The organism is Streptomyces sp. NPDC001157 (assembly GCF_053598255.1).
The window spans coordinates 60,799-82,379 of the sequence record NZ_JBSFJW010000022.1 but is presented as its reverse complement, the minus strand read 5'-3'; the positions used below and the strand labels follow the sequence as shown (position 1 = coordinate 82,379).

The following is a 21,581-nucleotide window of genomic DNA, read 5'->3' as shown; positions in this document are numbered from 1 at the left end:
TTCTTCGAAGCCCTGCTGGTCCTGGTCTGCGTCGGCGTCCTCGCCTTCGCCGGGCTGACCGTGAAGAAGCTGTACCAGGGCCAGCGCTGACCCCCGTAAAGGCATAAAGGAACAGCCGATCCCATGATCGAGATCCCGTCCGACCTCCACAAGGACCTCGTCCCCCTTGCCTTCCTGCTCGGCAACTGGGCAGGCGCGGGCGTGCACGACTTCCCCGGTGCCGAGAAGTGCAACTTCGGGCAGGAGGTGACCTTCAGCCACGACGGCCGGGACTTCCTGGAGTACCGGTCCCGCACCTGGGTGCTGGACAACGACGGCAACAAGGTCCGGCCCCTGGAGACCGAGCACGGCTTCTGGCGCATCGACGCCGACCGCAAGGTCGAGGTGACGATGGTCCGCGACGACGGCGTCGTCGAGATCTGGTACGGCGAGATGGCCGACAAGAAGCCGCAGATCGACCTGGTCACGGACGCCGTCGCCCGGACGGCCGCCTCCGGCCCGTACAGCGGCGGCAAGCGCCTGTACGGCTACGTCAAGAGCGACCTCATGTGGGTCGGCGAGAAGCAGACCCCCGAGGTCGAGCTGCGCCCCTACATGTCGGCGCACCTGAAGAAGGTCGTCACCCCGGAGGACGTCGAGCGCTGGGCCAAGGCCCTGCCGGACGACATGCCGGACGACGGCATCGCGTTCTTCAAGTAGTCCGGTCGCGTTTTCAGGTAGTTCTGACAAGTACAAGTAGTTCTAGACTCTTCGGTGTGGTGAGCACCGACTGGAAGAGCGACCTCAGGCAGCGCGGCTACCGGCTGACGCCGCAGCGGCAACTCGTGCTCGAAGCCGTGGACGCACTGGAGCACGCGACCCCCGACGACATCCTCACGGAAGTGAAGAAGACGGCGTCGGGGGTCAACATTTCCACCGTCTACCGGACGCTGGAGCTGCTGGAGGAGCTGGGACTGGTCAGCCACGCCCACCTCGGGCACGGCGCGCCGACGTACCATCTCGCGGACCGTCACCACCACATCCACCTGGTCTGCCGGGACTGCCAGAACGTGATCGAGGCCGATGTGTCGGTGGCCGCCGAGTTCACCGCGAAGCTGCGGCGGGAGTTCGGCTTCGAGACGGACATGAAGCACTTCGCGATCTTCGGCAGATGCCGGGACTGTTCGCAGAAGAGTTCGCTGAAGAGTTCAACTACCGAGTCGTAGGCTTGTGCATATGAAGAGCCCCCTCCTGTCCCTGCCCGGCGCCGTCCCCGCCGAGGGCGTGGACGAAGGCGTCGCCGCCCACTACGGCGAACTGTTCCGTGAGCAGCGCGCCCTCGCCGACGGCACCGGCTTCGTCGACCTCTCGCACCGGGGGGTCGTCACCGTCACCGGCGAGGACCGCCTGAACTGGCTGCACCTGCTCCTCACCCAGCACGTCAGCGACCTCCCGGCCGGCCAGGCCACCGAGGCGCTGATCCTCTCCGCACACGGCCACATCGAGCACGCGCTCTACCTGGTCGACGACGGCGAGACGGTGTGGGTCCATGTCGAACCGGGCACCCAGGACGCGCTGATCGCGTACCTGGAGTCGATGAAGTTCTTCTACAAGGTCGAAGTCGCCGACCGCACGGCCGAGTTCGCGGTCGTGCACCTGCCAGCCGGTTCGATCGCGGAAGTGCCGGAGGGCGTCGCCGTACGTGAGACGCCGTACGGCCGCGACCTGTTCCTCCCGCGCGCGGACCTAGAGTCGTACGCGGAGAAGGCCGGCCCTCCGGCCGGGATCCTGGCCTACGAGGCCCTCCGCGTCGAACACCACCGCCCCCGCCTGGGCTTCGAGACCGACCACCGCACCATCCCGCACGAGCTGGGCTGGATCGGCACGGCGGTGCACCTGCAGAAGGGCTGCTACCGAGGCCAGGAGACGGTCGCCCGTGTCCAGAACCTCGGGAAGCCGCCGCGCCGCCTGGTCTTCCTGCACCTGGACGGCAGCGAGGTCCACCTCCCCACCCCCGGCACGGAGCTCCGCCTCGCGGACGAGGACCCCGACGGCCGCAAGGTCGGCTTCATCACGACCTCCGTGCGCCACCACGAGCTGGGCCCGGTCGCGCTGGCCCTGGTGAAGCGGAACGTGCCGGTGGACGCGCGGCTGGTGGCGGGGGACACGGCGGCGGCGCAGGAGACGGTCGTAGAGCCGTAGACGTCGTCTCCGGGCCCTAGATCTCGACGAGGACGGTGAACGGTCCGTCGTTGGTCAGGGACACCCGCATCTGCGCGCCGAATCGCCCCGTCTCCACGGTCGCACCGAGGGAGCGCAGCTGGGCGACGACCTCGTCGACGAGGGGTTCGGCGACATGGCCGGGCGCGGCGGCGTTCCAGGTGGGTCGACGCCCCTTGCGGGCATCGCCGTACAGGGTGAACTGGCTGATGACCAGCAGCGGCGCATCGACATCACTGCAGGACTTCTCGTCCTGCAGCATGCGGAGGGACCAGAGTTTGCGCGCGAGCTGGGCCGCTTTCTCCTTGGTGTCCTCATGCGTCACCCCGACGAGGACGCACAGCCCCTCGCCGATGATCTCCCCGACCGTCTCGCCCTCGACGACGACGCTCGCGCCGTCCACTCTCTGCACCACTGCACGCATGAACCCATGATGCCGTGCGCCCGAAGGGTGTCTGACTGGACCTTCCTTTTGATCCTTAACCCCCCATCTGGGGCTGATCGGGGGCACTCGGTCACATAGCGGCCACTTGGGGTGGCACGATGCTTCCACACGCCGGTCGAGGGGACGGTTGAGGCACATGAGCACACCGAGTATTGGGCAGCCTCCTGGGGCAGTCTCGCTGATTCGTACGGGAGAGCGGGCGCCGTTGCGTCCGCCCACTCAGCGCACGGACAGCCCGGACAGCCCGGACATCGTGACCGGCGGGGACCTTGGTGACGGCCCGGGAGGCCCGCACCTGCCCGTCGGCCCGCCGGAGCACGACTTGGCCGTGCTGAGCCTGCCCGAGCTGCGCACCCTGCGCCGGGACGCCCAGCGCGAGGAGGCCGACCTCAGCTATGTACGGCGGCTGCTGCAGGGCCGTATCGACATCCTGCGGGCGGAACTGGCCCACCGGTCCCCGGCGGGTGCGGGCTCCGTGGTCGAACGGCTCCCGGAGATCCTCACGGACGCCCCGGCCCGCCACCGCTCCTCCGCCCGCCATGTGACGCTGGGCACGCCGTACAACGAGGAGTACGGCCAACTGGCCGCGGACATGCTCGCCGAGGTCGAACTCTCCGACCTGGCCGCCCGCACGGACCTGGAACTGAACACGGCGATGGGCCGACTGGTCCGCTACGAACAGCAGGTCTCTCTCAGGCGCCAACGCCTCCAACGCACAACGGACGACTGCAGCGGCGAGATCGCCCGCCGCTACCGCGAGGGCGAGGCCCAGGTCGAAGACCTGCTGACCTGAGCCCTGGGGCGCCCTGCCGGGCTGCTGCGGGGTTTGGGGTGCCCTCCAGCCGGGCCGGTGTTTCGATTCGGGGGTGCCGTCCCGATCCCTCGCCCACTCGTGGGGTGTGGTCGTCGTGGTGCCGGTCGGTGCCCTCAGCCTGGCCGGGTGTTTGGGTTCGGGGGTGCCGTCCCGATCCCTCGCCCACCCGCGGGGTGTGGTCGTCGTAGGGCCGGGCCGTGCCCCCTCAGCCCGTCCGGCGTTTGAGGACGAGGCCGTTCAGGCCGATCGGGGTCCGGGGCGGAGCCCCGAAACGGGGTGCAGGGGCGGAGCCCTGCGAGGGGTGCAGGGGACGCAGTCCCAGCCGGGGTGTTCAGGGGGCGTAGCCCCCGCCGGGGTTCAGGGGCGCAGCCCCTGGCGGGGTCGAAGGGGCGGCAGCCCCTGGGGACGGGACGGGTAGGGGCGGCGGGGGCGAGGAAAATCCGCGCGACACCACCCCACACCGCACATACCGTGATCCCATGACCCAGGCGCACCCCCACATCGACATCCGCCCGATCACCGAGCCCGAGTTCCCCGAGTGGCTCCGCGCCGTGAAAGTCGGATTCGTACAGCAGCCCCAGGTCTGGCAGCCCGAACTCGAAGCCCGCCGCCCCCAGTTCGAGCCGAACAGATACCTGGGCGCCTTCGACGGCCCCCGCTGCGTGGCAACCTTCCGCTCCTTCGCCCAGGAGGTCACCGCAGTAGGCGGCACCCCCGTCACCGCCAACGCCATCTCCGCCGTCACCGTCACCGCCACCCACCGCCGCCGCGGCCTCCTCACCCGCATGATGAACCGGGACCTCGCGGCCGCGAAGGAGCGCGGCGACACCGTGGCCACGCTCATCGCCGCCGAGTACCCGATCTACGGCCGCTACGGCTTCGGCCCCGCCACCTCGGCCGCCGAGTGGACCGTGGACGTCCCGCGCACGGGCCTCGACCCCCGCTGGTCCGGCCCGGCCGACGGCGGCCGTATCGACCTCGTGGACCCCGAGGACATACGCAAACTCGGACCCGAACTCCACGACCGCGTCCGCCGCACCACCCCCGGCGCCGTCACCCGCGGCGACTGGTGGTGGCAGCTCAACACCGGTGCCGTGCAGGTCGACCCGAAGTGGACCGAGCCGTTCTTCGCCCTGTACCGCGCAGCGGACGGCGAGGTCGAGGGCCTGGTCGCGTACGAGGTCGACGACAAGTGGGGCGACGCGGGGCAGCCGCTGGACACGGCGACCGTGCGGAGCCTGATCGCGGCGACCCCGGCCGCCGAGCGGGCCCTGTGGAGCTACCTGTGCTCCATCGACTGGGTCACCCAGGTCAAGAGCGGCCATCGGGCCCCCGACGACCTGCTCCCCCTCTTCCTCCCCGACCCGAGGGCCGCCCGTATCACTTCGCAGGCCGACTGGCTGTGGGTGCGGATCCTGGATGTCGTACGGGCGCTGGAGTCGCGGACGTACGAGGGGTCGGGCTCCCTGGTGCTGGAGGTCACCGACCGCGCCGGCCTGGCGGGCGGCCGCTACCGGCTGGAGGCGTCGGCGCAGGGCGCGTCCTGCACGCCGACCACCGAGAGCGCCGAACTCACGCTGGACATCGCCGAGTTGGGGCAGCTGTGGCTGGGCGACGAGTCGGTCGTGCGGCTGGCGGCCCTGGGCCGGGTGCGGGAAGAACGAGCGGGCGCCGCCCGAGTGGCCGACGCCCTGCTGCGTACGTCCAGGCGGCCTTGGTGCCCGGACATGTTCTGAGCCCCCTTCCTTCCGACGACGACTGATGACTCATCCGTAGCTGTGCTCTTCAGTTGTGACTGTGCTGATGGAGCTGTTCAGTTGTGGCTGTACCGGTGAAACTGTTCAGTTGTGGCTGTGCGCTTGGTGCAGACTGACCGGGCTCCCGGCTCCCCTCCGGAAGGGAGCCCGGCCAGCCGGATCCTGGTTCGGCGAACCCGTCGAACCCGTCGGGCTCGGTCGGGCCGGACTCAGCCGGACTGCGCGAGCAGCATCACGAGGATGACCGCTCCGATGCCGCCGATCGTGGCGTTCCTGGCCTTGAGTCCGATGGACAGGGCGGCGAAGGCGATGATGCCCATCGGCCCGTACCTCCACTGGACGAGGTTCTCGAATCCGATGGCGAGGGCGGCGACGGCGAGGGCGACGAGCGGCATGGCGGTCCCTCCTTCGGGACGGGGAGGCGGACCCCTGGTTGCGGCCAACCCTCCTGAAGTTTGACCATGTTGTTGAAGTTGGTGACCAACTTCTCTGTACTTATCTCCGCTTGGAAGCGGCTTATAACCACCTTCCCTGGAACTGCCCAAAGATGGCGGGAAGTTGTAGTGTTTGGTCGTGGACCCGAAACACGCCTCCGCCAATGGGCGGAAGAGGTCGCAGCGGCCACAGACGTCACAGACGTCGCACCGAGACGTGGCAGACGAGCTGCGCGCCCGCATCAGGTCGGGCGAGCTCCAACCGGGTCAACGCATGCCCACGCAGGCAAAACTGGCCGACGAGTTCGGCGTCGAACGCGGCGCGGTACGCCAGGCCCTGCGCATCCTGCAGTCGGAGCACCTGCTGACCAATGTGTCGAAGGGTGCCCCCGCCACCGTCGCCCCCGACCTGGGCCTGAGCAAGGCCCTGACCGGCCCCGGAGCCCCGCCGCTGCCGACCATGGTGGCTCTGGCCCCACGCATAGCGGACGCCTTCGCCGCGCATCACGTGGAGATAGACGCCCTCTGTCTGACCGCCGTCTCGCTGACCCTCGCCATCGGCGAACCGCTGCGCCGGATCCACGCCGGACAGCTGAAACCGGCCAAGGTGGACGTCCGCGTACTGCTGCCGAGCCGCGACATCGACCTGGCCTTCCCGATCCCGGTTGACCCGTCCGTCGACGGCCGGCTGCAGCGCCGCTGGCTGGCCAATCGCAATGCCCAGGGCCAGGTGCTCCAGCACAACCTGCTGGCCCTGCGCGCCACGCACGGCATCGACGTGAACGTCACCTTTCGCGCCCTGCCCTTCACCCCGCCCGTGAAGCTGTACCTGCTCAACGGGGAGGAGGCGCTCTTCGCGTACTACACGCTCACGCGGCGCGAGGAGGAGATCGACCACGAGCACCTGGAGATGTACGACGCCGAGGGCACCCAGTCCATGCTGTTCGCCTTCGAACAGGGCGCCGGCCTGCGCGACACCACCTTCGTCGAGCAGTCGCACCTGTGGTTCAACGCACTGTGGGAGACGATCAGTTCGGAGCTTGTGCTCACGAGCTGACGTCTCCCACAGCGACTGAGGCAGCGGCCGGCCGGGCCGCAGGTCGCCTTCCGCTCATAGAGCGGGGCCCGCGACCAGCAGGGCGAGCACGACGGCCCCGATGGAACTGACGGCCGGGTTCTTCGCCTTGATGCCTATGGTGAGCAGCAGCAGACCGATGATGCCGGTGACGCCGTACTTCCACTGAACGGTCTGCTCGATGCCGACGACGAAGACGGCGGAGAGGAGGGCGAGGACGGGCATGGTGGTTCCCCCTTCAGGCTTCGCGGGCGGGACGGTGCGTGGGGGGTGAAACGGATCCAAGGAAGCAAAACTTCCGCCAACTGGACCAAGTTGGCAACCAACTTCAACTAAGTTATCCCCACTTGGCACCTACTCATAAACAAGTCACAAACAACTCCCGATAGATGGATCCGAGTTGTAGCGTTTGGTCGTGACCCAGGAGAACGTGGCAGTGAACGGCAGCAGAAGGCTTTCGCCCCAGGAGATCGCCGACATCCTGCGGGAACGGATCAACAACGGCGACCTCAAGGCCGGAGACCGCCTGCCCACCCAGGCCGAACTGGCAGACGAGTTCGGCGTGGAACGCGGCGCCGTCCGCCAGGCCCTGCGCGCCCTCCAGCAAGACGGGTTGCTCAGCAATGTCAGCAAGGGAAGCCCACCACGGATCGCGGAGCCACCGGCGCCTGCTCGGGGGGAGCCGCAGCCGACGATGGTGGGGCTGGCGCCGCGGTTGACGGAGGCGTTCTCGGCGGAGCACGTGCATGTGGACGTTGTCTGCCATACGTCCGAGACGCTGCTGCTGGCCCTCAGTGAGCCCGTCCGCCTGATCCACGAAGGCCGCATACGCCCCGAGTCGATCACCTTCCGCATCCTGCTGCCGAGCCGCGAGATCAACCTCGCCTTTCCCGTGCTGGTCGAGGGCAGCGACGACGACGACATGGTCCACCAGCGATGGCTGTCGATGCGCGACGCACAGGCACGGGTGCTGCGCCACAACCTGCAGGCCATACGGTCCACTCACGGCATCGACGTACAGGTCACCTTCCGCGCCCTCCCCTTCACCCCGCCCGTGAAGCTGTACATGCTCAACGGGGAGGAGGCCCTGATCGGTTACTACATCCCCACCAAGCGGGCCGAGGAGTGGCAGAGCCAGACCCTGGAGATGTACGACGCCCTCGGCTCCGCATCCGTCCTCTTCTCCTTCGTCAAAAGGGCCGGCCATCGCGACGCCGCGTTCGTGGAGGAATCCCAGAAGTGGTTCGACGCCCTCTGGGAAACCATCACCACGGACCTGACACTCTCCTAGTGACTAGTGATACGACGCAGACTGATCCGATGGCGGCACAGACCGAGCGACTGCAGGAGCTGATCGGGCGCGCCCGCGTCGTGCTCTGGGACTTCGACGGACCGATCTGCAGGCTGTTCGCCGGGCACTCGGCGGAGGGCGTGGCGACCGACCTGGTGGACTGGCTCGAAGGCCGGGGGCTGCACGATCTCCTCACGGAGGACGAGCGGGACACCGAGGACCCCCATGCGGTGCTGCGCGCGGTCGACCGCCGGCACCCCGCCAGCGACCTTGTGGTGGAGGTGGAGGAACGTCTCACCCAGGAGGAACTGCGGGCGGTGCCCAAGGCTCAGCCCACCCCCTACGCCGACCCGCTGATCCGCACCTGGAAGGCGGTCGGCGCACGGTTGGCGATAGCCACGAACAACTCCCCGAAGGTCGTCCACGCCTACCTGACCAGCCGCGGCCTGCTCGACTGCTTCCTGCCGCACATCTACGGCCGCACGCACGACCTCCAGTACCTCAAGCCCCACCCCCACTACCTCAACCGCGCCCTGACAGCCATGGGCGTGGCCCCCACCGGCGCCCTGTTCATCGGCGACACGCCCACGGACTGCGAGGCGGCCCGCAAGGCGGGCGTTCCCTTTCTCGGATACGCGCGTAACGAGCACAAGGAGAAGCTGCTCCAGGTCGCCGGGGCGACGGACATCGTGGGGTCTCTGGAGCCGCTGTTGGAGGCGTTGCGGGGGTGACTCCGTCGGCTATGGAAGGTTATGAGCTCGTTAGCATGTCCTTGAGAGGGAGCCGCTAACCTCGCCCACCATGCCCCAGCATGCTCACCAAAGATGTCAAACGTCAGTGCATCCCCTGGCGCATCGCCTGGCGCATCACCTCTTGGAGGCCCGCCGCCGCCGAGGCTCGGCCACTGTGCTGACAGGCCACCACAACACCAACTATGTCCTTCGTGTGGGTCTGTTCCTGGCTCTGCTGCTCGGCATCGCGCCCTTCGTGCGGTTCAAGTACCGGGTGCCGTTGGAGGCGATGGAGGTGGCTCCGCGCATCTGGCCCCGTGAGGTCGATGTGCTCGAGGTCGTCTGCCGGTATCTGCGCGAAGTGCCGCGCGGTCTGGCCGTATCAGGCGACCGATCCCTGCACCGGTACTGCAGCGGTATCCCGCTCAGCCAGTGGAATCCCCACGGCCGTATCCCCACCAGGCTGTTGGACGAGTTCGCGGCGTTCTTCGTCCGGACTGCCGCGGTGCCGGCGGAGGAACTCCCGGCGTGCCCCGAGGGCTGGCCGACTGACGGCGAGAGTGACAAATTCCTGCACTGGCTCGTCGACTTCACCGAGTACCGAGTGCATCTGCCCAACCGGGACCGATTCGGTGACCTGTTCGACGCTGTGGGGATTCCCCTTGGCGCGATGACGGCGTTCAAGAGGAACCATTGCGGCCTGGCCTCCCGCCCGTTCGTCCTCCTGCACACCGATGTCCACCGCGCCAACATCATCCTCCACGGCTTCAACGTCCTCCTCCGCCCCAAGGGGATCTCGGTGATCGACTGGGAGCTGGCGATGTACGGCGATCCGCTGCACGACCTGGCGACGCACATCGTGCGGATGGGGTACGGCGAAGAGGAAAAGCAGCGGATGATCACCCTGTGGGCCAAGGCCATGGAGGAAGCCGGCCTCGGCTCTCTCACCGCGGGCCTGGACGAGGATCTCGGCACCTACCTGGACTTCGAGTACGCACAGTCGGTGTTCCCGGACGTCATGCGGGCCGCGCTCGCCCTCCCGGCCGATGCCGGGGAGCAGCACTTCCGGGCGGCGGGAGAGCGGGTGAGCCGGGCCATGCACCGGGCCCGTGAGCCCCTGCACCTCTATCACGTACCGGACTCGGAGCAGATCGTCGAAGCTCTGCGGAAGTGGCACAGCCTGCACTCGAACCAGCCGCCGACGAAGCGCTGCTAGGCAGAGATCATCGGGAGCACGAGGACGAGGAGTACGGCCGCGACGGACAGACAGGTTCCGTTGCGGGTCCGGATGCCCACTCCGACGAGGAGCAGGAGCAGCAGTCCGAGTCCGCCGAACTGCGACTGGGCCAGCTGGTCGAGGCCCATGAAGAAGATACCGATCCCCAGTTCAATGATCGTGTTCGTGATCACCAGTACTCCCCCTAGCTGTCGCTTTCCTGCAAGCGATCAACTTCCAGTCCAATTGGACTGGTTGACTAATCGGGGTATGCCCTTGTCTGCTGATCGCTTAACGCGGGCAGGCAAGTTGGAGTAGGGTCGCAGTGTGACTGGCACCACTCCCACCGGTGAGCGGGGCGGCAAGGAGTACGACCGCGTCGCCGAGGCGCTGCGGGCCCGCATCACCAGCGGCGTATATCCGTGGAACGGGCGCCTGCCGTCGCAGCGTGAACTGGCCGACGAGTTCGAGGTCTCCCGCGACACCGTGCAGCGGGTACTCAGGGACCTCAAGAGCGAGCACTGGATCGAGTCGCGTCAGGGCAGCGGCTCCCGGGTGATCTGGAAGCAGCACATCCACTCGCCGAGGAGCGCGAAGGATCCCGACCACCAGGTGACGTTGGGGGAGCTCATCGGTGAGGCGTTCGAGCAGACCGAAGTGACCCTGGACGTCTTCACGTTGACATCGGAGTCCCTGGGCGCGCACCTTCGCACGCAGGCGGAGCGGATCCAGGCACGGCACATCTCCCCGCAGCGGATAGCCCTGCGCGTGCTGCTGCCCTCCGAGTCGGTCGACATGCCGTACTGGCGCACCGGCGACCCCACCCACGACGAGGTCCTGAAGGAGCGCTATCTGGACTTCAGGCGTGGGCTCACGGCGACACTGCGCACCCTCGCGAGCGATCTGCGAGCCATGAAACTGGTCCCCTCGGTGGAGTTCCAGATCCGTCACATTGGACTGGTTCCGTACTCCAAGCTCTACCTGGTGAACGGGGCTCAGGCTCTGGAGGGCCCGTACGAGGTCTACATCCGCACCTTTGAACTGGACGGCGGCCTGGAGGTCGAGGGCCTTGACGTGATCGGCCTGGGCGCCGGTCTCACGCACTACGTCAAGGACGAGGACCCCTCCTCCCAGGGCACGGAGTTCGTGGAGAAGCAACAGGCCTGGTTCACGTCCGTGTGGGAACTGCTCGGCCGTTGACCGACTCCGCGGAATGCCCGGTTTCGAAGAGCCTCCGGGCTGCCGCCGCCAACGGCAGGTGCGAGGAGACGACGGCGTCCGATCCGTCGCGCTCCATCTCCTTGGCCTGGATCTCGTCCTGCGTCCAGCCGAGAAAACGTGTCCCGGCCGTCCGGGCCGCGGTGAGATCGGTGATCTGATCCCCCACCAGCAGGCAGTCGCGGGCGGGAACCCCGAGGTGGGCGAGGGCGCGGCGGACGCAGTGGGGGTGCGGTTTCATGAGCCGGGCGTCATGCGGGTCCCGGCCGAACACCGCCTCGAACTCCGTCAGGCCCATGCCTTCGAGACACCTCTGGATAGCGCGCTCGGCGTTGTTGCTCACGACGACCAGACGCATGCGGAGCTTGCGCAGGTGCGTCAGCAGCTCGTCAATGTGCTCCGCGGGGACGGCATTGGCGGCGGCTGCGAGCTCCGCCTCGGCGACGGTCATCTCGGCGAACTCGAGCGGATGGCGGCTGGGCGGCCGCTCCGGGACCTGCTCCTCGTAAAGCCGCTCGTACATGCGCCACAACGGCCGAAGGACGTGGTGAGAGTCGTGGCACTCCCGGACGTCGGGATCGAGGGCGCCCCAGTGCGCCTCCGCCGTCCGTTTGATGTGCCGCGCAATCTCCGTAGTGGGGTGGGGAAAGAGACGGCAGACAGGTCCGTCGAAGTCGAACAGTACGGCGCTTGTGCGGGCGAGCAGTTGCAGTAGCGCTTCCTGATCGTCGATGGTGTCCGTCATGGGATTCCTCGTGTTCATCCGCACCCGGGTGTGCCCTCGGGGGTTCGCGGATCTCAACGAGGCGGTCGGTGTGCGGCTACGGGTACCTTTTCAGTGCGTCTTCAGTGCGTCTTCAGTGCGTCTTCAGTGCGTCTTCAGTGCGTCTTCAGTGCGTTCGCGCGTGCGCAGGTTCGCCCATGTCAGGGACGGCAGCTCTTGATTACCGGGTTCGCACCACTCCGCCGGGTGCCTGTGGAGTAACGTGCGTCCCCTCTTACCCCATGGGCTCCACCGGAACGAGCTGAACCCAGAAATGCCACCCCAAGTAGCCTCTGACGCCAGACAACGCGCCGTCCAAGTGCCCGGTGCGGAACGGGGTGTGATCAAGGGCCCGCTCAAGGGGTACCACCACGAGACCTATGTGCTGTGGCTGGACGGCGGTACGCAGATCGTCAAGGTCCGTGAGCCGCGTGCCGAGATCCTCTGGTTCGATCGGCGGTGCTTCGGGTCGGAGGAGAAGCTGCTCCGCACTCTCAAGGGGAAGGTCGAGCGGATCCCCGATGTCCTCGACGTCGCGGGCATGGGGTTCCAGGGATTCATCGAAGGGCGCACCCTCCCCACGCGACGCTGGGCGGGCCGACGCGTCTCCGACGCCGTCTTCGACCAGATCGTCGAGCTTTTCCGGCAGATGGCGCTGATCAGACCCGCCATGCTCGAGAGTGTGCCGCGGCGCTGTCTGCCGAAGGACCGTGCCGCAGACCGTGACACGGGCGGATTCCTGGAGCGTCTGATCGTCTTCATAGAGGATCAGGTCTACGAGAGGAACCTTGCGGAATTCGGGGACCTCTTCGACCAGCTCGGCGTGGGCAGTGAATCGTTCACCCGCCTGAAGAAGAAGATGTCCAGGCTGCGGCAGCGCCCTTTCTGCCTGCTGCACGCGGATCTGCACCGCAAGAACTTCATCGTCGACTCCCGCGGTCAACTTTGGACCATCGACTGGGAGTTGGCGATGCTTGGCGATCCCCTCTACGACCTCGCCACCCATCTGTACCTGATGCGCTATCCGGAAAATCAACAACGCCGTATGGCCACGGAATGGTGTCGGGTGGTCGAGAGCGCCAACCCCGGCGGTTCGTACGGCTGGGCGGACGACCTGGATGTGCTCCTCGACTTCAAGAAGGCGCAGTCGGTCTTCACCGACGTCATCCGTGTGTCGATGTCGCTGGGCGACGGGATGGGGTTCAACTGGGCGGCGCTGCCGTTGGCCGCTCGGAAACTGCAGAGCGTCCTGGTCGCCGCGGCCGGGCCGCTCGATCTTGCCGAAGTGCCGAGCCAGACGGAGATCATGGCGGCCCTCATGCGCCGGCGGCGCGCTACGGAACCCGGTCAACCGGGCTGATTCCCTGGACCTCGATGAGGCACTGGACTTGGAACTGCCCTCTTCCTGACGGTCTGTCCATCCGGGCACCATGAACAGGCTCGGTTCAAGTCGCCGACTGGCGGGGGGAATCAGTGTCGGACACAAGACCGTCCTGGAGCGACAGACTGGCTGCCGGATGGGGGCGTGCGGAGTCCACGGTCACGAGGCTCTTTCTGGGCGCCGTCTTCGCACTCGGACTTTTGGCACAGTTCGTGAAGCCCATCGGCGACGCGCTTGAGGACAAGGCCTACCTGGGCGGAGCCCTGCTCACAGTGGTGGGCTACGTGCTCTACTCCGAGGTGCAGCGCCTCAACGCGGCGCACGCGACGCAGCGGGAGAACGGGGACGCCCTGGACCAGCTGATGCGGCGGCTCGACGACGAGGTGCAGCGCCTGAACACGGTGCTGCGCCCGCGAGGGGGAGAGGGGGTCACGCCGAGCGAGTTGGAGCGGGAATTCAAGGAGGCACTTGAGGCCGGGGGAGAGGTCCGGCTCACAGCGATGGGATTCACCGGAGAGACGTTCGCCGTCCCGCTGAAGAACATTCTCCAGAGCCTGGGCGCGGATCCACTGCGCACCGTGAGCCTCCGAGTTCTGGTACCGGACTTCACCAAGGAGATCGAGGTCCCCGGCCAGGTGGGCTCGGGCGGCAAGATCTCCGATGCTCCGGACTTCCGCGAACACCTGGGGCGTCAGATCGCTGAGCACGCGAGCAGTCTGAAATCTCAGATAGGCCGGATGGCCGTCGCCAGACGGGGGACGCTGAAGGTCGAATTCCGTGTCCTGCACATGTCGCCCTCGCTCAAGCTCTACTTCATCAACAACGACGTGGTGTATGAGGGGATCTACGACAAGCTCGATCTGCGCCCCGACCCGTCGACCACCGCCCCTGCGGCCGACGACGGCAATCTCCTGGACCTCGTCGGCTACGATTCCCTGCTGACCCGCTGGTCCCTGGACGGCGGCGACCGCGCCCGCGAGATCATCCGGCGCCGCAGGGAGTTCTTCGAGACGCTCTGGAACGTGGCCCATGAACTGACCCAGTGCGTAGGCTCACCGCCATGACCGAGCCCGGCCTGCGTGAACGCAAAAAGCAGCGGATGTACCAAGACGTCTCCGAGATCGCCATCCGGCTGTTCCTGGAGCGTGGCTTCGACGCAGTGTCCGTTGCCGAGATCGCCGCCGCCGCCGAGATCTCCAAGCCGACCCTCTTCCGGTACTTCCCGGCCAAGGAGGATCTGGTCCTGCACCGGATCGCCGATCACGAGGCGGAGGCCGCGCGGGTCGTGGCCGGGGGGCCTACGCCGCTCGCCGCGCTGCGGCGGCACTTTCTCGACGGGCTGGAGCGGGGCGATCCGGTCACCGGGCTGAACGATCATCCGCAGGTTCTCGCCTTTCACTCCCTCCTCTACGGGACCCCCGCCCTCGTCGCCCGCGTGTACGCCTACCAGCAGCGGTCCGAGGCCGCGCTCGCCGAGGTCCTCGGTGGTGGGCTGGAGGCGCGGCTCGCCGCCGGGCAGATCATTGCCGTGCAGCGGATCCTCGCGATGGAGAACTGGCGGCGGATCTCCGAGGGGGAGCGGGTGGAGGACGTACGGGCGGATGCCGTGGTCGCGGCGGAGCGGGCGTTCGGGGTGCTGGCGGCAGGTATGCCGCATCTCGCATAGGTGAGACTGAGTAAAATATTTAACTCGGTTACGTTAATTGGGTAGTCTCCTCCCCATGACGTCAGCCGAGCCCGCCCCGCCCGCCCTGAAAGAGTCCCTCCATCACGAACGAGCCCACCACGACCGCTGCCGCACCGCCCTCGCCGCCATGGTGGACGGTGCCCAGGAGCACGTCGTCACCGGCGAGGACGTCTCCGCCTCCGGTGCCGACGCCGAAGTGCTCGGGTACCGGCTGCGCAGCCGGGCGAAGGAGATGCGCGAGCTGCCCGAAGGGCCGTTGTTCTTCGGGCGGCTGGACACCGCCGAGCAGTCACTGCACATCGGCCGGCTGCGGATCAGCGAGGACATCGCCGCCCCGCCGCTGGTCGTCGACTGGCGGGCGCCCGTCTCCCGCGCTTTCTACCAGGCGAGCGCCGGCGACCCGCAGGGCGTCGCGGTCCGGCGCCGGTTCGGCTGGGCCCCCGGCAGCAGCGGCGACTCCGCCGACCTCACCGGTCTCGAGGACGAGCACCTGGACCGGGGCGAGTCCCGGGCGAGCGACATCGTCGCCCGGGAGATCGAACGGCCCCGCGTCGGCCCCATGCGGGACATCGCGGCGACCATCCAGCCCGAGCAGGACGATCTCGTACGAGGGGACCTGGGCGCTTCGGTGTGCGTGCAGGGCGCTCCCGGCACCGGCAAGACCGCCGTCGGGCTGCACCGGGCCGCCTACCTCCTCTACACCCACCCGCAGCGCATCAAGCGCGGCGGACTGCTCATCCTCGGGCCCAACCGGACCTTCCTCTCCTACATCTCCCAGGTGCTCCCCGCCCTCGGCGAGACCGGCGTACGGCAGTCGACCCTCCAGGAGGAGATCGCCGCGCACCCGGTCGGGGGGACCGACAGCGAGCGGGCCGCCGTCGTCAAGCACGACGCCCGGATGGCTGAGGTACTGCGCCGGGCGTTGTATGCGCATGTCTCCAGCGAGGGGATCGACCCCGTCACCGTGGATGACGGTTCGTACCGGTGGCGGGTCGAGGCCGGTGAACTCGTGCGGATCGTCGAGGGCGTGCGGAGTGAGGAGCCGCCGTACGGGATCGGGCGCGAGCGGGTGCGGATGCGGGTCGTGCGGTGCATTCAGGCGCAGGCCGAGCGCCGGGCCGGGCCGCAGTCGAACGCCTGGGTGCAGAGGATCTCGCGGGCGCGGGCGGTCCGGGAGTACGTCGACCAAGTGTGGCCGCGGGTACGGCCCGAGGAGGTCGTTGCCCGACTGCTCGCGGATGCAGGGGCGTTGGCCGTCGCCGCCGACGGGCTGCTGGACGCCGACGAGCAGCGGGCACTGCTGTGGGCCAAGCCTCCGCGGTCGTGGAAGTCGGCTCGCTGGTCGGCCGCCGACCTGGTGCTCCTCGACGAGGTCTCCGGGCTCGTCGAGCACCCCGAGGGCTACGGCCATGTCGTCGTCGACGAGGCGCAGGACCTCTCCCCGATGGAGTGCCGTGCCATCGCGCGACGCGCAGCCTTCGGTTCCCTCACCGTGCTCGGTGACCTGGCGCAGGGCACCACTCCCTGGGCGGCGCGGTCCTGGGACACGGCCCTGCGGCACCTGGGGAAACCGGACGCGGCGGTGGTGCCGCTGACGACGGGGTTCCGGGTGCCGAGGGCCGTCGTCACGCTCGCCAACCGGCTGCTGGAGCGGCTGGACGTCGACGTCCCGGCGGGGCGGTCGCTGCGCAGGGACGGCGAGTTGAGGGTGCGGGAGGCGGGAGCCGATCTGCCGGGTGCGGTCGTGGACGCCGTACGCGATGCGCTCGCGCATGAGGGCTCGGTCGGGGTTGTCGCCGCCGACGCCGACGTGGACCGGGTGACACGGGCGCTCGCCGCGGCCGGGATCCCGACCGCGGGACCGGACGAGCTGGGTTCCCGCGTGACCGTCGTATCGGCGGCGCTCGTCAAGGGACTTGAGTACGACCACGTCGTCGCCGTCGAGCCCGCGGCGATCGCGGAGGCGGAGGCGCGCGGGCTGCACCGGCTGTACGTCGTGCTGACCCGGGCGGTCTCGCGGCTGGAGGTGGTGCACGGGCGGCCGCTGCCGTTCTAGCCCGGAGACCCGGTCCCCGAGAACGGTCGCGGCCGCCCGCCGGTCAGGCCGGGGCGTCGAGGAGGGGAATCAACTCCTCCTCCTCGTACGTCAGATGGGCTTCGAGGTCGAGGGTGAGGCGCTCGACCTCGGCGCGGGCCGCGGCCGGGTCCTCGTCGGCCAGCACGCGGCGCAGCTCCGCCACCAGGTCGGCGATCTTCTCGTGCTCCTCGCCCAGGCGCTCGAACACCGGGTTCGCTTCGGGGTGACGGTCGGCGAGGTACGGGAACATCATCGTGTCCTCGCCGGTGTGGTGGTTGTGCAGCCCCTGGCAGAAGGTCAGGCAGTTGACGCGCAGCTGGGCGCCGAGGGTGCCGTTGCCGGCCGCCATCTCCTTTCGGATCAGGGCGAGTTCACGGCGGAACGCGTCGTGCACCACCTTGATCGCCTCGCCGGGCGAGGAGGCGTTGATCCTCCCCGGGCCGCCGTTCGTGATCGCGTGCAGGGCGACCACCGGGATGATCCGCTCGGTCTTCTTCTGGTACTCGGCCCATCCGGGGTCGGCCTCCACCGCCCGCGCCCAGGCCTGTTCCCGCTCCTCGCCGGCCAGCACGACGGCCTCGGCCTCGTACGTGAACACACCGCTCTCCACGGTGACTCGGGGGTGGGCGAGGAGGTTGTGGTACCAGTCAGGGTGCTTGGGGGAGCCGGCCGCGGAGGCGATGACCAGCACGCGTTCGCCGCCGTCGGGGAAGTAGCCGACGGGAGTGGTGTGCGGGGTGCCGGTGCGGGCGCCGGTGGTGATCAGCAGGAGCAGCCGGCCACCCTCGAAGGGGCCGCCGACGTGGCCGTGGTGGGCGCGGAACTCGTCGATGACCTGCTGGTTGAAGTCGATGAACTTCTTGTTGTCGTCGTTGGGCATTCTCTTCTTTCTCTGCAGCTGGTGTCTTCCGAAGGACTCGTGTCTTCCGAAGGTTCGAAGGCGGCGCAGAGAAAGAGGCGGGCTTCGCGCCCGCCCTGGCCTCACTCAGAGGCCGGGCACCCAACTCGCTCACGGCACAAGGCCGACCCGGCAGTCATGTACTGGACGATAACGTCCGACGTATGACTGACGCCATCGAGTTCCGGACCATCCCCACCACCACCCTCGCCGACCTCCTGGGCCGCGGACAGGTCATGGACATCGGGATCCGCCCCCTGTGGGGACCGCACGGCCGGATGGCCGGACCGGCCTTCACCGTCAGCTGCCCGCCCGGCGACAACCTGATGCTGCACGCGGCCATCCACCGCGCCGAGCCGGGATCGGTCGTCGTCGTGGAGTCCGGAGACCTGGACTGGGCGCTCGCGGGCGGCAACGTCTGTGCCGTCGCCCAGCGGCGAGGCGTCGAGGCCTTCGTGCTGGACGGGCTGATCCGCGATCTCGCCGAGGTGCGGGAGGCACGCTTCCCGGTGTTCGCCCGGGGCGTCATCCCGATCCCGGGCGCCAAGTCGGTCGTACGGCCGCTGGGCGAGCCGGTGACGTGCGGGGGCGTGCGGGTCGAGGCGGGTGACATCGTCGTGGCCGACGAGGAGGGCGTCGTCGCCGTGCCCGCCGCCCGCCGCGACGAGGTGCTCGCGGCGGCCCGGGCCAAGCTCGCGAAGGAGGCCGAGGAGTCGCTGGACCAGTGGGAGACCACGCACCGGGCGCGCATCGACAAGATCCTGGCGGAGCAGGGCTTCGAGGGCTGATCCTGTCCCTGATGCTTCTCTTCCTCGACATCGACGGAACGCTGATCCCGTTCGGCTCGGCGCACCCGTACCCGTCGTACGAACCGCGCTTTCCGTTGCCGCAGGCGGCGGTCGCCGGGCAGCCGTTGCTGAACCGCATCGACCCCGCGCTCGGTGCGCGGCTGGTGGCGCTGGACTGCGAACTGGTGTGGGCGACGACCTGGCTGGACGACGCGAACGTGTGCGTCGCGCCCTGGCTGGGCCTGCCCCCGCTGCCGTCGGTGGACTGGCCCGACGAGGACGAACCGCCGACGCCGCTGCACTGGAAGACCCGGCCGCTCGTGGCCTGGGCGGACGGCCGTCCGTTCGTCTGGGTCGACGACGAGATCACCCCCGCCGACCGTGCCTGGGTCGCCGCACACCATCCGGCGCCCGCCCTGCTGCACCGGGTCGACCCCCGCCACGGGCTCACCGACGCGGACTTCGCCGTACTGGAGGAGTGGCTGTCACAGTGACGGGACCGGCGGTGTCTTCATGGCAAACACTCCGATGTACAGGGAGAACACCATGGCGCTCCGCGTTCCGAAGGCCGAGATCAGCAGTGAGGTCGTCGACAGCATGATCGAGCGGTTCGGGGTCGTGCCCGAACCGTTGGAGGCCACCTGGCACAACCCCCCGGTCGCCGAGGCCTCCTCCGAGATGGGGGCCAGGGTGGCCGGCTGGGACGCGGCGGACGAGAGCCTCAAGTCGTTCGCCCACATGGCCGTCGCGGCGCAGGTCGGCTGCGGCTGGTGCCTCGACATCAACTACTTCCAGGCGCAGAACAAGGACCTGGATCTGGCCAAGGCGAGCCAGGTGCCGCGCTGGCGCGAGTCGGAGGTGTTCACGCCGCTGGAGCGGGATGTGCTGGCGTACGCCGAGGCCATGACGAACACGCCGCCGACCGTCACCGACGAGTTGTCCGCACGCCTCTTGGCAGAACTGGGCGCGCCGGCGCTGGTCGAACTCACCGGCTGTATCGCCTTCGCCAACCTCGCGGCCAGGAGCAACACGGCGCTCGGGGTCAGGTCGCAGGGCTTCTCCGACGCCTGCGAGATCCCGCTGGCCGCGCGTCCCGGGACGCCAGGAGAAGTGGCCCTCGGAGAAGCGGCCCTCGGGGAAGTGACCACGGCATGACCGAGGACCCCTTCGTCGTCCATCGCCGCCTGCTGTTCACGGTCGCCTACGAGATGCTCGGGTCGGCGGCCGATGCGGAGGACGTGCTGCAGGAGTCCTGGCTGCGGTGGGCCGGCGTCGAGCGTGCGCAGGTGCGTGACCCGCGGGCGTACCTCGTCCGGATCGTGACCCGGCAGGCGCTCAACCGTCTGCGGACGCTGTCGCGCAGCCGCGAGGACTACGTCGGCGAGTGGCTCCCCGAGCCGCTGCTGACCAGCCCGGACGTCGCCGAGGACGTCGAACTCGCGGAGAGCGTCTCGATCGCGATGCTGACCGTCCTCGAAACGCTCGGGCCGACGGAGCGGGCGGTGTTCGTGCTGCGCGAGGTCTTCGAGCTGCCGTACGGCGAGATCGCCGAGGCGACGGGCAAGTCCGCGGCCGCGGTACGGCAGATCGCCCGCCGGGCCCGCGAGCACGTGGCGGCCCGGCGCCCGCGGGTGCGGGTCAGCCGGTCCGAGCAGCAGGCCGTGGTGGAACGGTTCCTGGCAGCGCTGCGGACCGGGCAGCTGCAGGAGCTCCTGGAGCTTCTGGCGCCGGACGTCGTCATGATCGCCGACGGCGGCGGGGTCGTGGCGGCAGCGCTGGCTCCGATCCACGGGGCCGAGGCGGTGGCGAGGCTGCTCGCGGGCGCGAACCGCAAGGTGGCGGCACTCAGGACGACGACCGTATGGCTCAACGGCGCACCTGCCGGCCGCATCGACTTCGACGGCGAACCGTCCACGGTGAGCCTCGGAGTGGAGAACGGCCGGGTCGCCCGGATCTACGTGGTGAGAAACCCCCGGAAGCTGACCCGGCTGGAGACACCGGCCGAACTCGCGCGGTAGGACCCGCGCGGTAGCCGCGCTGCACCCGCCCGAGTGGCGTGGCGCACTATTGCAAGCGGCTGCTTGCAATAGTTAGCGAGGGTGGTGCAAGGTGGAGGCATGGCATCGCTCAACGTCGGCAATCTCGGCGAGTACCTGCGCGAGCAGCGGCGCACCGCGCAGTTGTCGCTCAGGCAACTCGCCGACGCCGCCGGGGTGTCCAATCCGTATCTGAGCCAGATCGAGCGCGGGCTGCGCAAGCCGAGCGCGGAGGTGTTGCAGCAGGTCGCCAAGGCGCTGCGGATCTCCGCCGAGACCTTGTACGTCCGCGCCGGCATCCTCGACGCCGAGCGGGACCGGGACGAGGTGGAGACGCGAGCCGTCATCCTCGCCGATCCCACGCTGAACGAGCGGCAGAAGCAGGTGCTGCTCCAGATCTACGAGTCCTTCCGCAAGGAGAACGGGTTCGGGATCGCCGGCGAGGCGGCCGAGATGACCGAGGCGGCCCCGGAGGCCGGCGCGGTGGTCCTGACCGCCGAGCCCAGGCCGGGCACCACGGACACACAGGACGCTCAGGACAGCGACACCGCTGTACGCCGCCCCCGCGGGGACGACGGCGAGCTGACCGGTGAGCGCCGTACCCGCAAGACCCGCACGGCCGGCGGACGAAAGTCCGCCGCGCGCCGCCCCCGCACGTCCGACGGCAACGATGCCGAACCGCACGACCCGCAGCGGCCCACCGGTTGAGCAGACCGGCCACGCTGCCCGCGGGAACCAAAACCCTCAGCTGCAAGCGACCCGGGAGGACCA

25 protein-coding genes are annotated in these 21,581 nt (G+C 68.7%); 19 read left to right on the top strand and 6 right to left on the bottom strand.

Annotated features, from left to right (window positions below):
• Positions 1–123: 123 nt before the first annotated feature.
• The 3 genes from ACWDAG_RS31030 to ygfZ are packed head-to-tail and all read left to right on the top strand — an operon-like array spanning position 124 to position 2,181.
• On the top strand, positions 124–699 hold the full coding sequence (locus ACWDAG_RS31030) for an FABP family protein (protein ID WP_450698844.1): 576 nt from the start codon (positions 124–126) through the stop codon (positions 697–699).
• A gap of 56 nt (positions 700–755) precedes the next feature.
• Positions 756–1,205 (top strand): Fur family transcriptional regulator, encoded by a 450-nt coding sequence (locus tag ACWDAG_RS31025; protein ID WP_450698843.1) that lies wholly within the window; start codon positions 756–758, stop codon positions 1,203–1,205.
• Between the two features lie 10 nt (positions 1,206–1,215).
• Positions 1,216–2,181 carry a CAF17-like 4Fe-4S cluster assembly/insertion protein YgfZ gene (gene ygfZ / locus ACWDAG_RS31020; RefSeq protein WP_450698842.1) on the top strand — a complete coding sequence of 322 codons (966 nt, stop codon included), beginning with the start codon at positions 1,216–1,218 and terminating at the stop codon, positions 2,179–2,181.
• A 16-nt stretch (positions 2,182–2,197) separates the two neighbouring features.
• Here ygfZ and dtd read toward each other — a convergent pair whose 3' ends face one another.
• Positions 2,198–2,623: a D-aminoacyl-tRNA deacylase gene (dtd, locus tag ACWDAG_RS31015; RefSeq protein ID WP_450698841.1), complete on the bottom strand. Its 426-nt coding sequence runs from the start codon at positions 2,621–2,623 to the stop codon at positions 2,198–2,200.
• Positions 2,624–2,780: 157 nt separating this feature from the next.
• Between dtd and ACWDAG_RS31010 the strand changes: the two genes are divergently transcribed.
• Positions 2,781–3,437 carry an RsiG family protein gene (locus ACWDAG_RS31010; protein ID WP_450698840.1) on the top strand — a complete coding sequence of 219 codons (657 nt, stop codon included), beginning with the start codon at positions 2,781–2,783 and terminating at the stop codon, positions 3,435–3,437.
• 500 nt (positions 3,438–3,937) lie between these two features.
• Positions 3,938–5,194, top strand: coding sequence for a GNAT family N-acetyltransferase (locus ACWDAG_RS31005; RefSeq protein WP_450698839.1), 1,257 nt, complete (start codon positions 3,938–3,940; stop codon positions 5,192–5,194).
• A 230-nt stretch (positions 5,195–5,424) separates the two neighbouring features.
• On the opposite strand, the gene ACWDAG_RS31000 is transcribed toward ACWDAG_RS31005, so the two are convergent.
• Positions 5,425–5,610 carry a hypothetical protein gene (locus ACWDAG_RS31000; protein WP_450698838.1) on the bottom strand — a complete coding sequence of 62 codons (186 nt, stop codon included), beginning with the start codon at positions 5,608–5,610 and terminating at the stop codon, positions 5,425–5,427.
• Between the two features lie 172 nt (positions 5,611–5,782).
• Here ACWDAG_RS31000 and ACWDAG_RS30995 point away from each other — a divergent pair, with 172 nt between their 5' ends.
• On the top strand, positions 5,783–6,706 hold the full coding sequence (locus ACWDAG_RS30995; RefSeq protein WP_450698837.1) for a GntR family transcriptional regulator: 924 nt from the start codon (positions 5,783–5,785) through the stop codon (positions 6,704–6,706).
• Positions 6,707–6,760: 54 nt separating this feature from the next.
• Here the strand turns inward: ACWDAG_RS30995 and ACWDAG_RS30990 are convergent, their stop codons facing one another.
• Positions 6,761–6,949: a hypothetical protein gene (locus ACWDAG_RS30990; protein ID WP_030941504.1), complete on the bottom strand. Its 189-nt coding sequence runs from the start codon at positions 6,947–6,949 to the stop codon at positions 6,761–6,763.
• Between the two features lie 184 nt (positions 6,950–7,133).
• On the opposite strand from ACWDAG_RS30990, the gene ACWDAG_RS30985 reads away from it, so the two are divergent.
• From ACWDAG_RS30985 to ACWDAG_RS30975, 3 genes are all read left to right on the top strand, one after another.
• Positions 7,134–8,015: a FadR/GntR family transcriptional regulator gene (locus ACWDAG_RS30985; RefSeq protein ID WP_450698836.1), complete on the top strand. Its 882-nt coding sequence runs from the start codon at positions 7,134–7,136 to the stop codon at positions 8,013–8,015.
• A complete protein-coding gene (locus ACWDAG_RS30980; RefSeq protein ID WP_450698835.1) occupies positions 7,964–8,746 on the top strand; it encodes an HAD family hydrolase in 783 nt (260 codons plus the stop codon). The genes ACWDAG_RS30985 and ACWDAG_RS30980 overlap by 52 nt, the downstream gene beginning before the upstream one ends.
• Before the next feature lie 214 nt (positions 8,747–8,960).
• Positions 8,961–9,962 carry an aminoglycoside phosphotransferase family protein gene (locus tag ACWDAG_RS30975; RefSeq protein ID WP_450698834.1) on the top strand — a complete coding sequence of 334 codons (1,002 nt, stop codon included), beginning with the start codon at positions 8,961–8,963 and terminating at the stop codon, positions 9,960–9,962.
• On the opposite strand, the gene ACWDAG_RS30970 is transcribed toward ACWDAG_RS30975, so the two are convergent.
• Positions 9,959–10,156, bottom strand: a complete 198-nt coding sequence (locus tag ACWDAG_RS30970; protein WP_450698833.1) for a hypothetical protein — start codon at positions 10,154–10,156, stop codon at positions 9,959–9,961. The two genes, ACWDAG_RS30975 and ACWDAG_RS30970, sit on opposite strands and share 4 nt — an antisense overlap.
• Positions 10,157–10,289: 133 nt before the next feature.
• Between ACWDAG_RS30970 and ACWDAG_RS30965 the strand changes: the two genes are divergently transcribed.
• Entirely contained in the window at positions 10,290–11,162 is an 873-nt protein-coding gene (locus ACWDAG_RS30965) for a GntR family transcriptional regulator (RefSeq protein ID WP_450698832.1), read from the top strand.
• On the opposite strand, the gene ACWDAG_RS30960 is transcribed toward ACWDAG_RS30965, so the two are convergent.
• Complete coding sequence (locus ACWDAG_RS30960; protein ID WP_450698831.1) at positions 11,131–11,925, bottom strand: HAD family hydrolase; 795 nt, start codon at positions 11,923–11,925, stop codon at positions 11,131–11,133. The genes ACWDAG_RS30965 and ACWDAG_RS30960 overlap by 32 nt on opposite strands.
• A gap of 358 nt (positions 11,926–12,283) precedes the next feature.
• Between ACWDAG_RS30960 and ACWDAG_RS30955 the strand changes: the two genes are divergently transcribed.
• The 4 genes from ACWDAG_RS30955 to ACWDAG_RS30940 all read left to right on the top strand — a co-directional run bounded on the left by ACWDAG_RS30955 (position 12,284) and on the right by ACWDAG_RS30940 (position 17,067).
• Positions 12,284–13,303, top strand: a complete 1,020-nt coding sequence (locus tag ACWDAG_RS30955) for a phosphotransferase (RefSeq protein ID WP_450698830.1) — start codon at positions 12,284–12,286, stop codon at positions 13,301–13,303.
• Between the two features lie 221 nt (positions 13,304–13,524).
• Positions 13,525–14,388 carry an ATP/GTP-binding protein gene (locus tag ACWDAG_RS30950; RefSeq protein ID WP_450698829.1) on the top strand — a complete coding sequence of 288 codons (864 nt, stop codon included), beginning with the start codon at positions 13,525–13,527 and terminating at the stop codon, positions 14,386–14,388.
• Positions 14,385–14,990 carry a TetR/AcrR family transcriptional regulator gene (locus ACWDAG_RS30945; protein WP_450698828.1) on the top strand — a complete coding sequence of 202 codons (606 nt, stop codon included), beginning with the start codon at positions 14,385–14,387 and terminating at the stop codon, positions 14,988–14,990. Before ACWDAG_RS30950 ends, ACWDAG_RS30945 begins: the two co-directional genes overlap by 4 nt.
• A gap of 55 nt (positions 14,991–15,045) precedes the next feature.
• The gene (locus ACWDAG_RS30940) at positions 15,046–17,067 is read left to right on the top strand and encodes a HelD family protein (protein ID WP_450698827.1); all 2,022 of its coding nucleotides are present in this window, start codon (positions 15,046–15,048) and stop codon (positions 17,065–17,067) included.
• A 43-nt stretch (positions 17,068–17,110) separates the two neighbouring features.
• On the opposite strand, the gene ACWDAG_RS30935 is transcribed toward ACWDAG_RS30940, so the two are convergent.
• Entirely contained in the window at positions 17,111–17,968 is an 858-nt protein-coding gene (locus ACWDAG_RS30935; protein WP_450698826.1) for a nitroreductase/quinone reductase family protein, read from the bottom strand.
• A gap of 182 nt (positions 17,969–18,150) precedes the next feature.
• On the opposite strand from ACWDAG_RS30935, the gene ACWDAG_RS30930 reads away from it, so the two are divergent.
• The 5 genes from ACWDAG_RS30930 to ACWDAG_RS30910 all read left to right on the top strand — a co-directional run bounded on the left by ACWDAG_RS30930 (position 18,151) and on the right by ACWDAG_RS30910 (position 21,518).
• Positions 18,151–18,774 carry an RraA family protein gene (locus ACWDAG_RS30930; protein WP_450698825.1) on the top strand — a complete coding sequence of 208 codons (624 nt, stop codon included), beginning with the start codon at positions 18,151–18,153 and terminating at the stop codon, positions 18,772–18,774.
• Positions 18,775–18,785: 11 nt separating this feature from the next.
• Positions 18,786–19,268 (top strand): HAD domain-containing protein, encoded by a 483-nt coding sequence (locus tag ACWDAG_RS30925; RefSeq protein ID WP_450698824.1) that lies wholly within the window; start codon positions 18,786–18,788, stop codon positions 19,266–19,268.
• A 52-nt stretch (positions 19,269–19,320) separates the two neighbouring features.
• Positions 19,321–19,929 (top strand): carboxymuconolactone decarboxylase family protein, encoded by a 609-nt coding sequence (locus ACWDAG_RS30920; protein ID WP_450698823.1) that lies wholly within the window; start codon positions 19,321–19,323, stop codon positions 19,927–19,929.
• Positions 19,926–20,792 carry an RNA polymerase sigma-70 factor gene (locus tag ACWDAG_RS30915; protein WP_450698822.1) on the top strand — a complete coding sequence of 289 codons (867 nt, stop codon included), beginning with the start codon at positions 19,926–19,928 and terminating at the stop codon, positions 20,790–20,792. Before ACWDAG_RS30920 ends, ACWDAG_RS30915 begins: the two co-directional genes overlap by 4 nt.
• Positions 20,793–20,891: 99 nt before the next feature.
• Positions 20,892–21,518 carry a helix-turn-helix domain-containing protein gene (locus ACWDAG_RS30910; protein ID WP_450698821.1) on the top strand — a complete coding sequence of 209 codons (627 nt, stop codon included), beginning with the start codon at positions 20,892–20,894 and terminating at the stop codon, positions 21,516–21,518.
• The last annotated feature ends 63 nt before the right edge of the window (positions 21,519–21,581 follow it).

Coding starts and splice junctions, on each gene's coding strand:
- ACWDAG_RS31030 (WP_450698844.1), top strand. CDS start 124: ATGATCGAGATCCCGTCCGACCTCCACAAGGACCTCGTCCCCCTTGCC.
- ygfZ (WP_450698842.1), top strand. CDS start 1,216: ATGAAGAGCCCCCTCCTGTCCCTGCCCGGCGCCGTCCCCGCCGAGGGC.
- dtd (WP_450698841.1), bottom strand. CDS start 2,623: ATGCGTGCAGTGGTGCAGAGAGTGGACGGCGCGAGCGTCGTCGTCGAG.
- ACWDAG_RS31010 (WP_450698840.1), top strand. CDS start 2,781: ATGAGCACACCGAGTATTGGGCAGCCTCCTGGGGCAGTCTCGCTGATT.
- ACWDAG_RS31005 (WP_450698839.1), top strand. CDS start 3,938: ATGACCCAGGCGCACCCCCACATCGACATCCGCCCGATCACCGAGCCC.
- ACWDAG_RS31000 (WP_450698838.1), bottom strand. CDS start 5,610: ATGCCGCTCGTCGCCCTCGCCGTCGCCGCCCTCGCCATCGGATTCGAG.
- ACWDAG_RS30990 (WP_030941504.1), bottom strand. CDS start 6,949: ATGCCCGTCCTCGCCCTCCTCTCCGCCGTCTTCGTCGTCGGCATCGAG.
- ACWDAG_RS30960 (WP_450698831.1), bottom strand. CDS start 11,925: ATGACGGACACCATCGACGATCAGGAAGCGCTACTGCAACTGCTCGCC.
- ACWDAG_RS30945 (WP_450698828.1), top strand. CDS start 14,385: ATGACCGAGCCCGGCCTGCGTGAACGCAAAAAGCAGCGGATGTACCAA.
- ACWDAG_RS30940 (WP_450698827.1), top strand. CDS start 15,046: ATGACGTCAGCCGAGCCCGCCCCGCCCGCCCTGAAAGAGTCCCTCCAT.
- ACWDAG_RS30935 (WP_450698826.1), bottom strand. CDS start 17,968: ATGCCCAACGACGACAACAAGAAGTTCATCGACTTCAACCAGCAGGTC.
- ACWDAG_RS30930 (WP_450698825.1), top strand. CDS start 18,151: ATGACTGACGCCATCGAGTTCCGGACCATCCCCACCACCACCCTCGCC.
- ACWDAG_RS30925 (WP_450698824.1), top strand. CDS start 18,786: ATGCTTCTCTTCCTCGACATCGACGGAACGCTGATCCCGTTCGGCTCG.
- ACWDAG_RS30920 (WP_450698823.1), top strand. CDS start 19,321: ATGGCGCTCCGCGTTCCGAAGGCCGAGATCAGCAGTGAGGTCGTCGAC.
- ACWDAG_RS30915 (WP_450698822.1), top strand. CDS start 19,926: ATGACCGAGGACCCCTTCGTCGTCCATCGCCGCCTGCTGTTCACGGTC.
- ACWDAG_RS30910 (WP_450698821.1), top strand. CDS start 20,892: ATGGCATCGCTCAACGTCGGCAATCTCGGCGAGTACCTGCGCGAGCAG.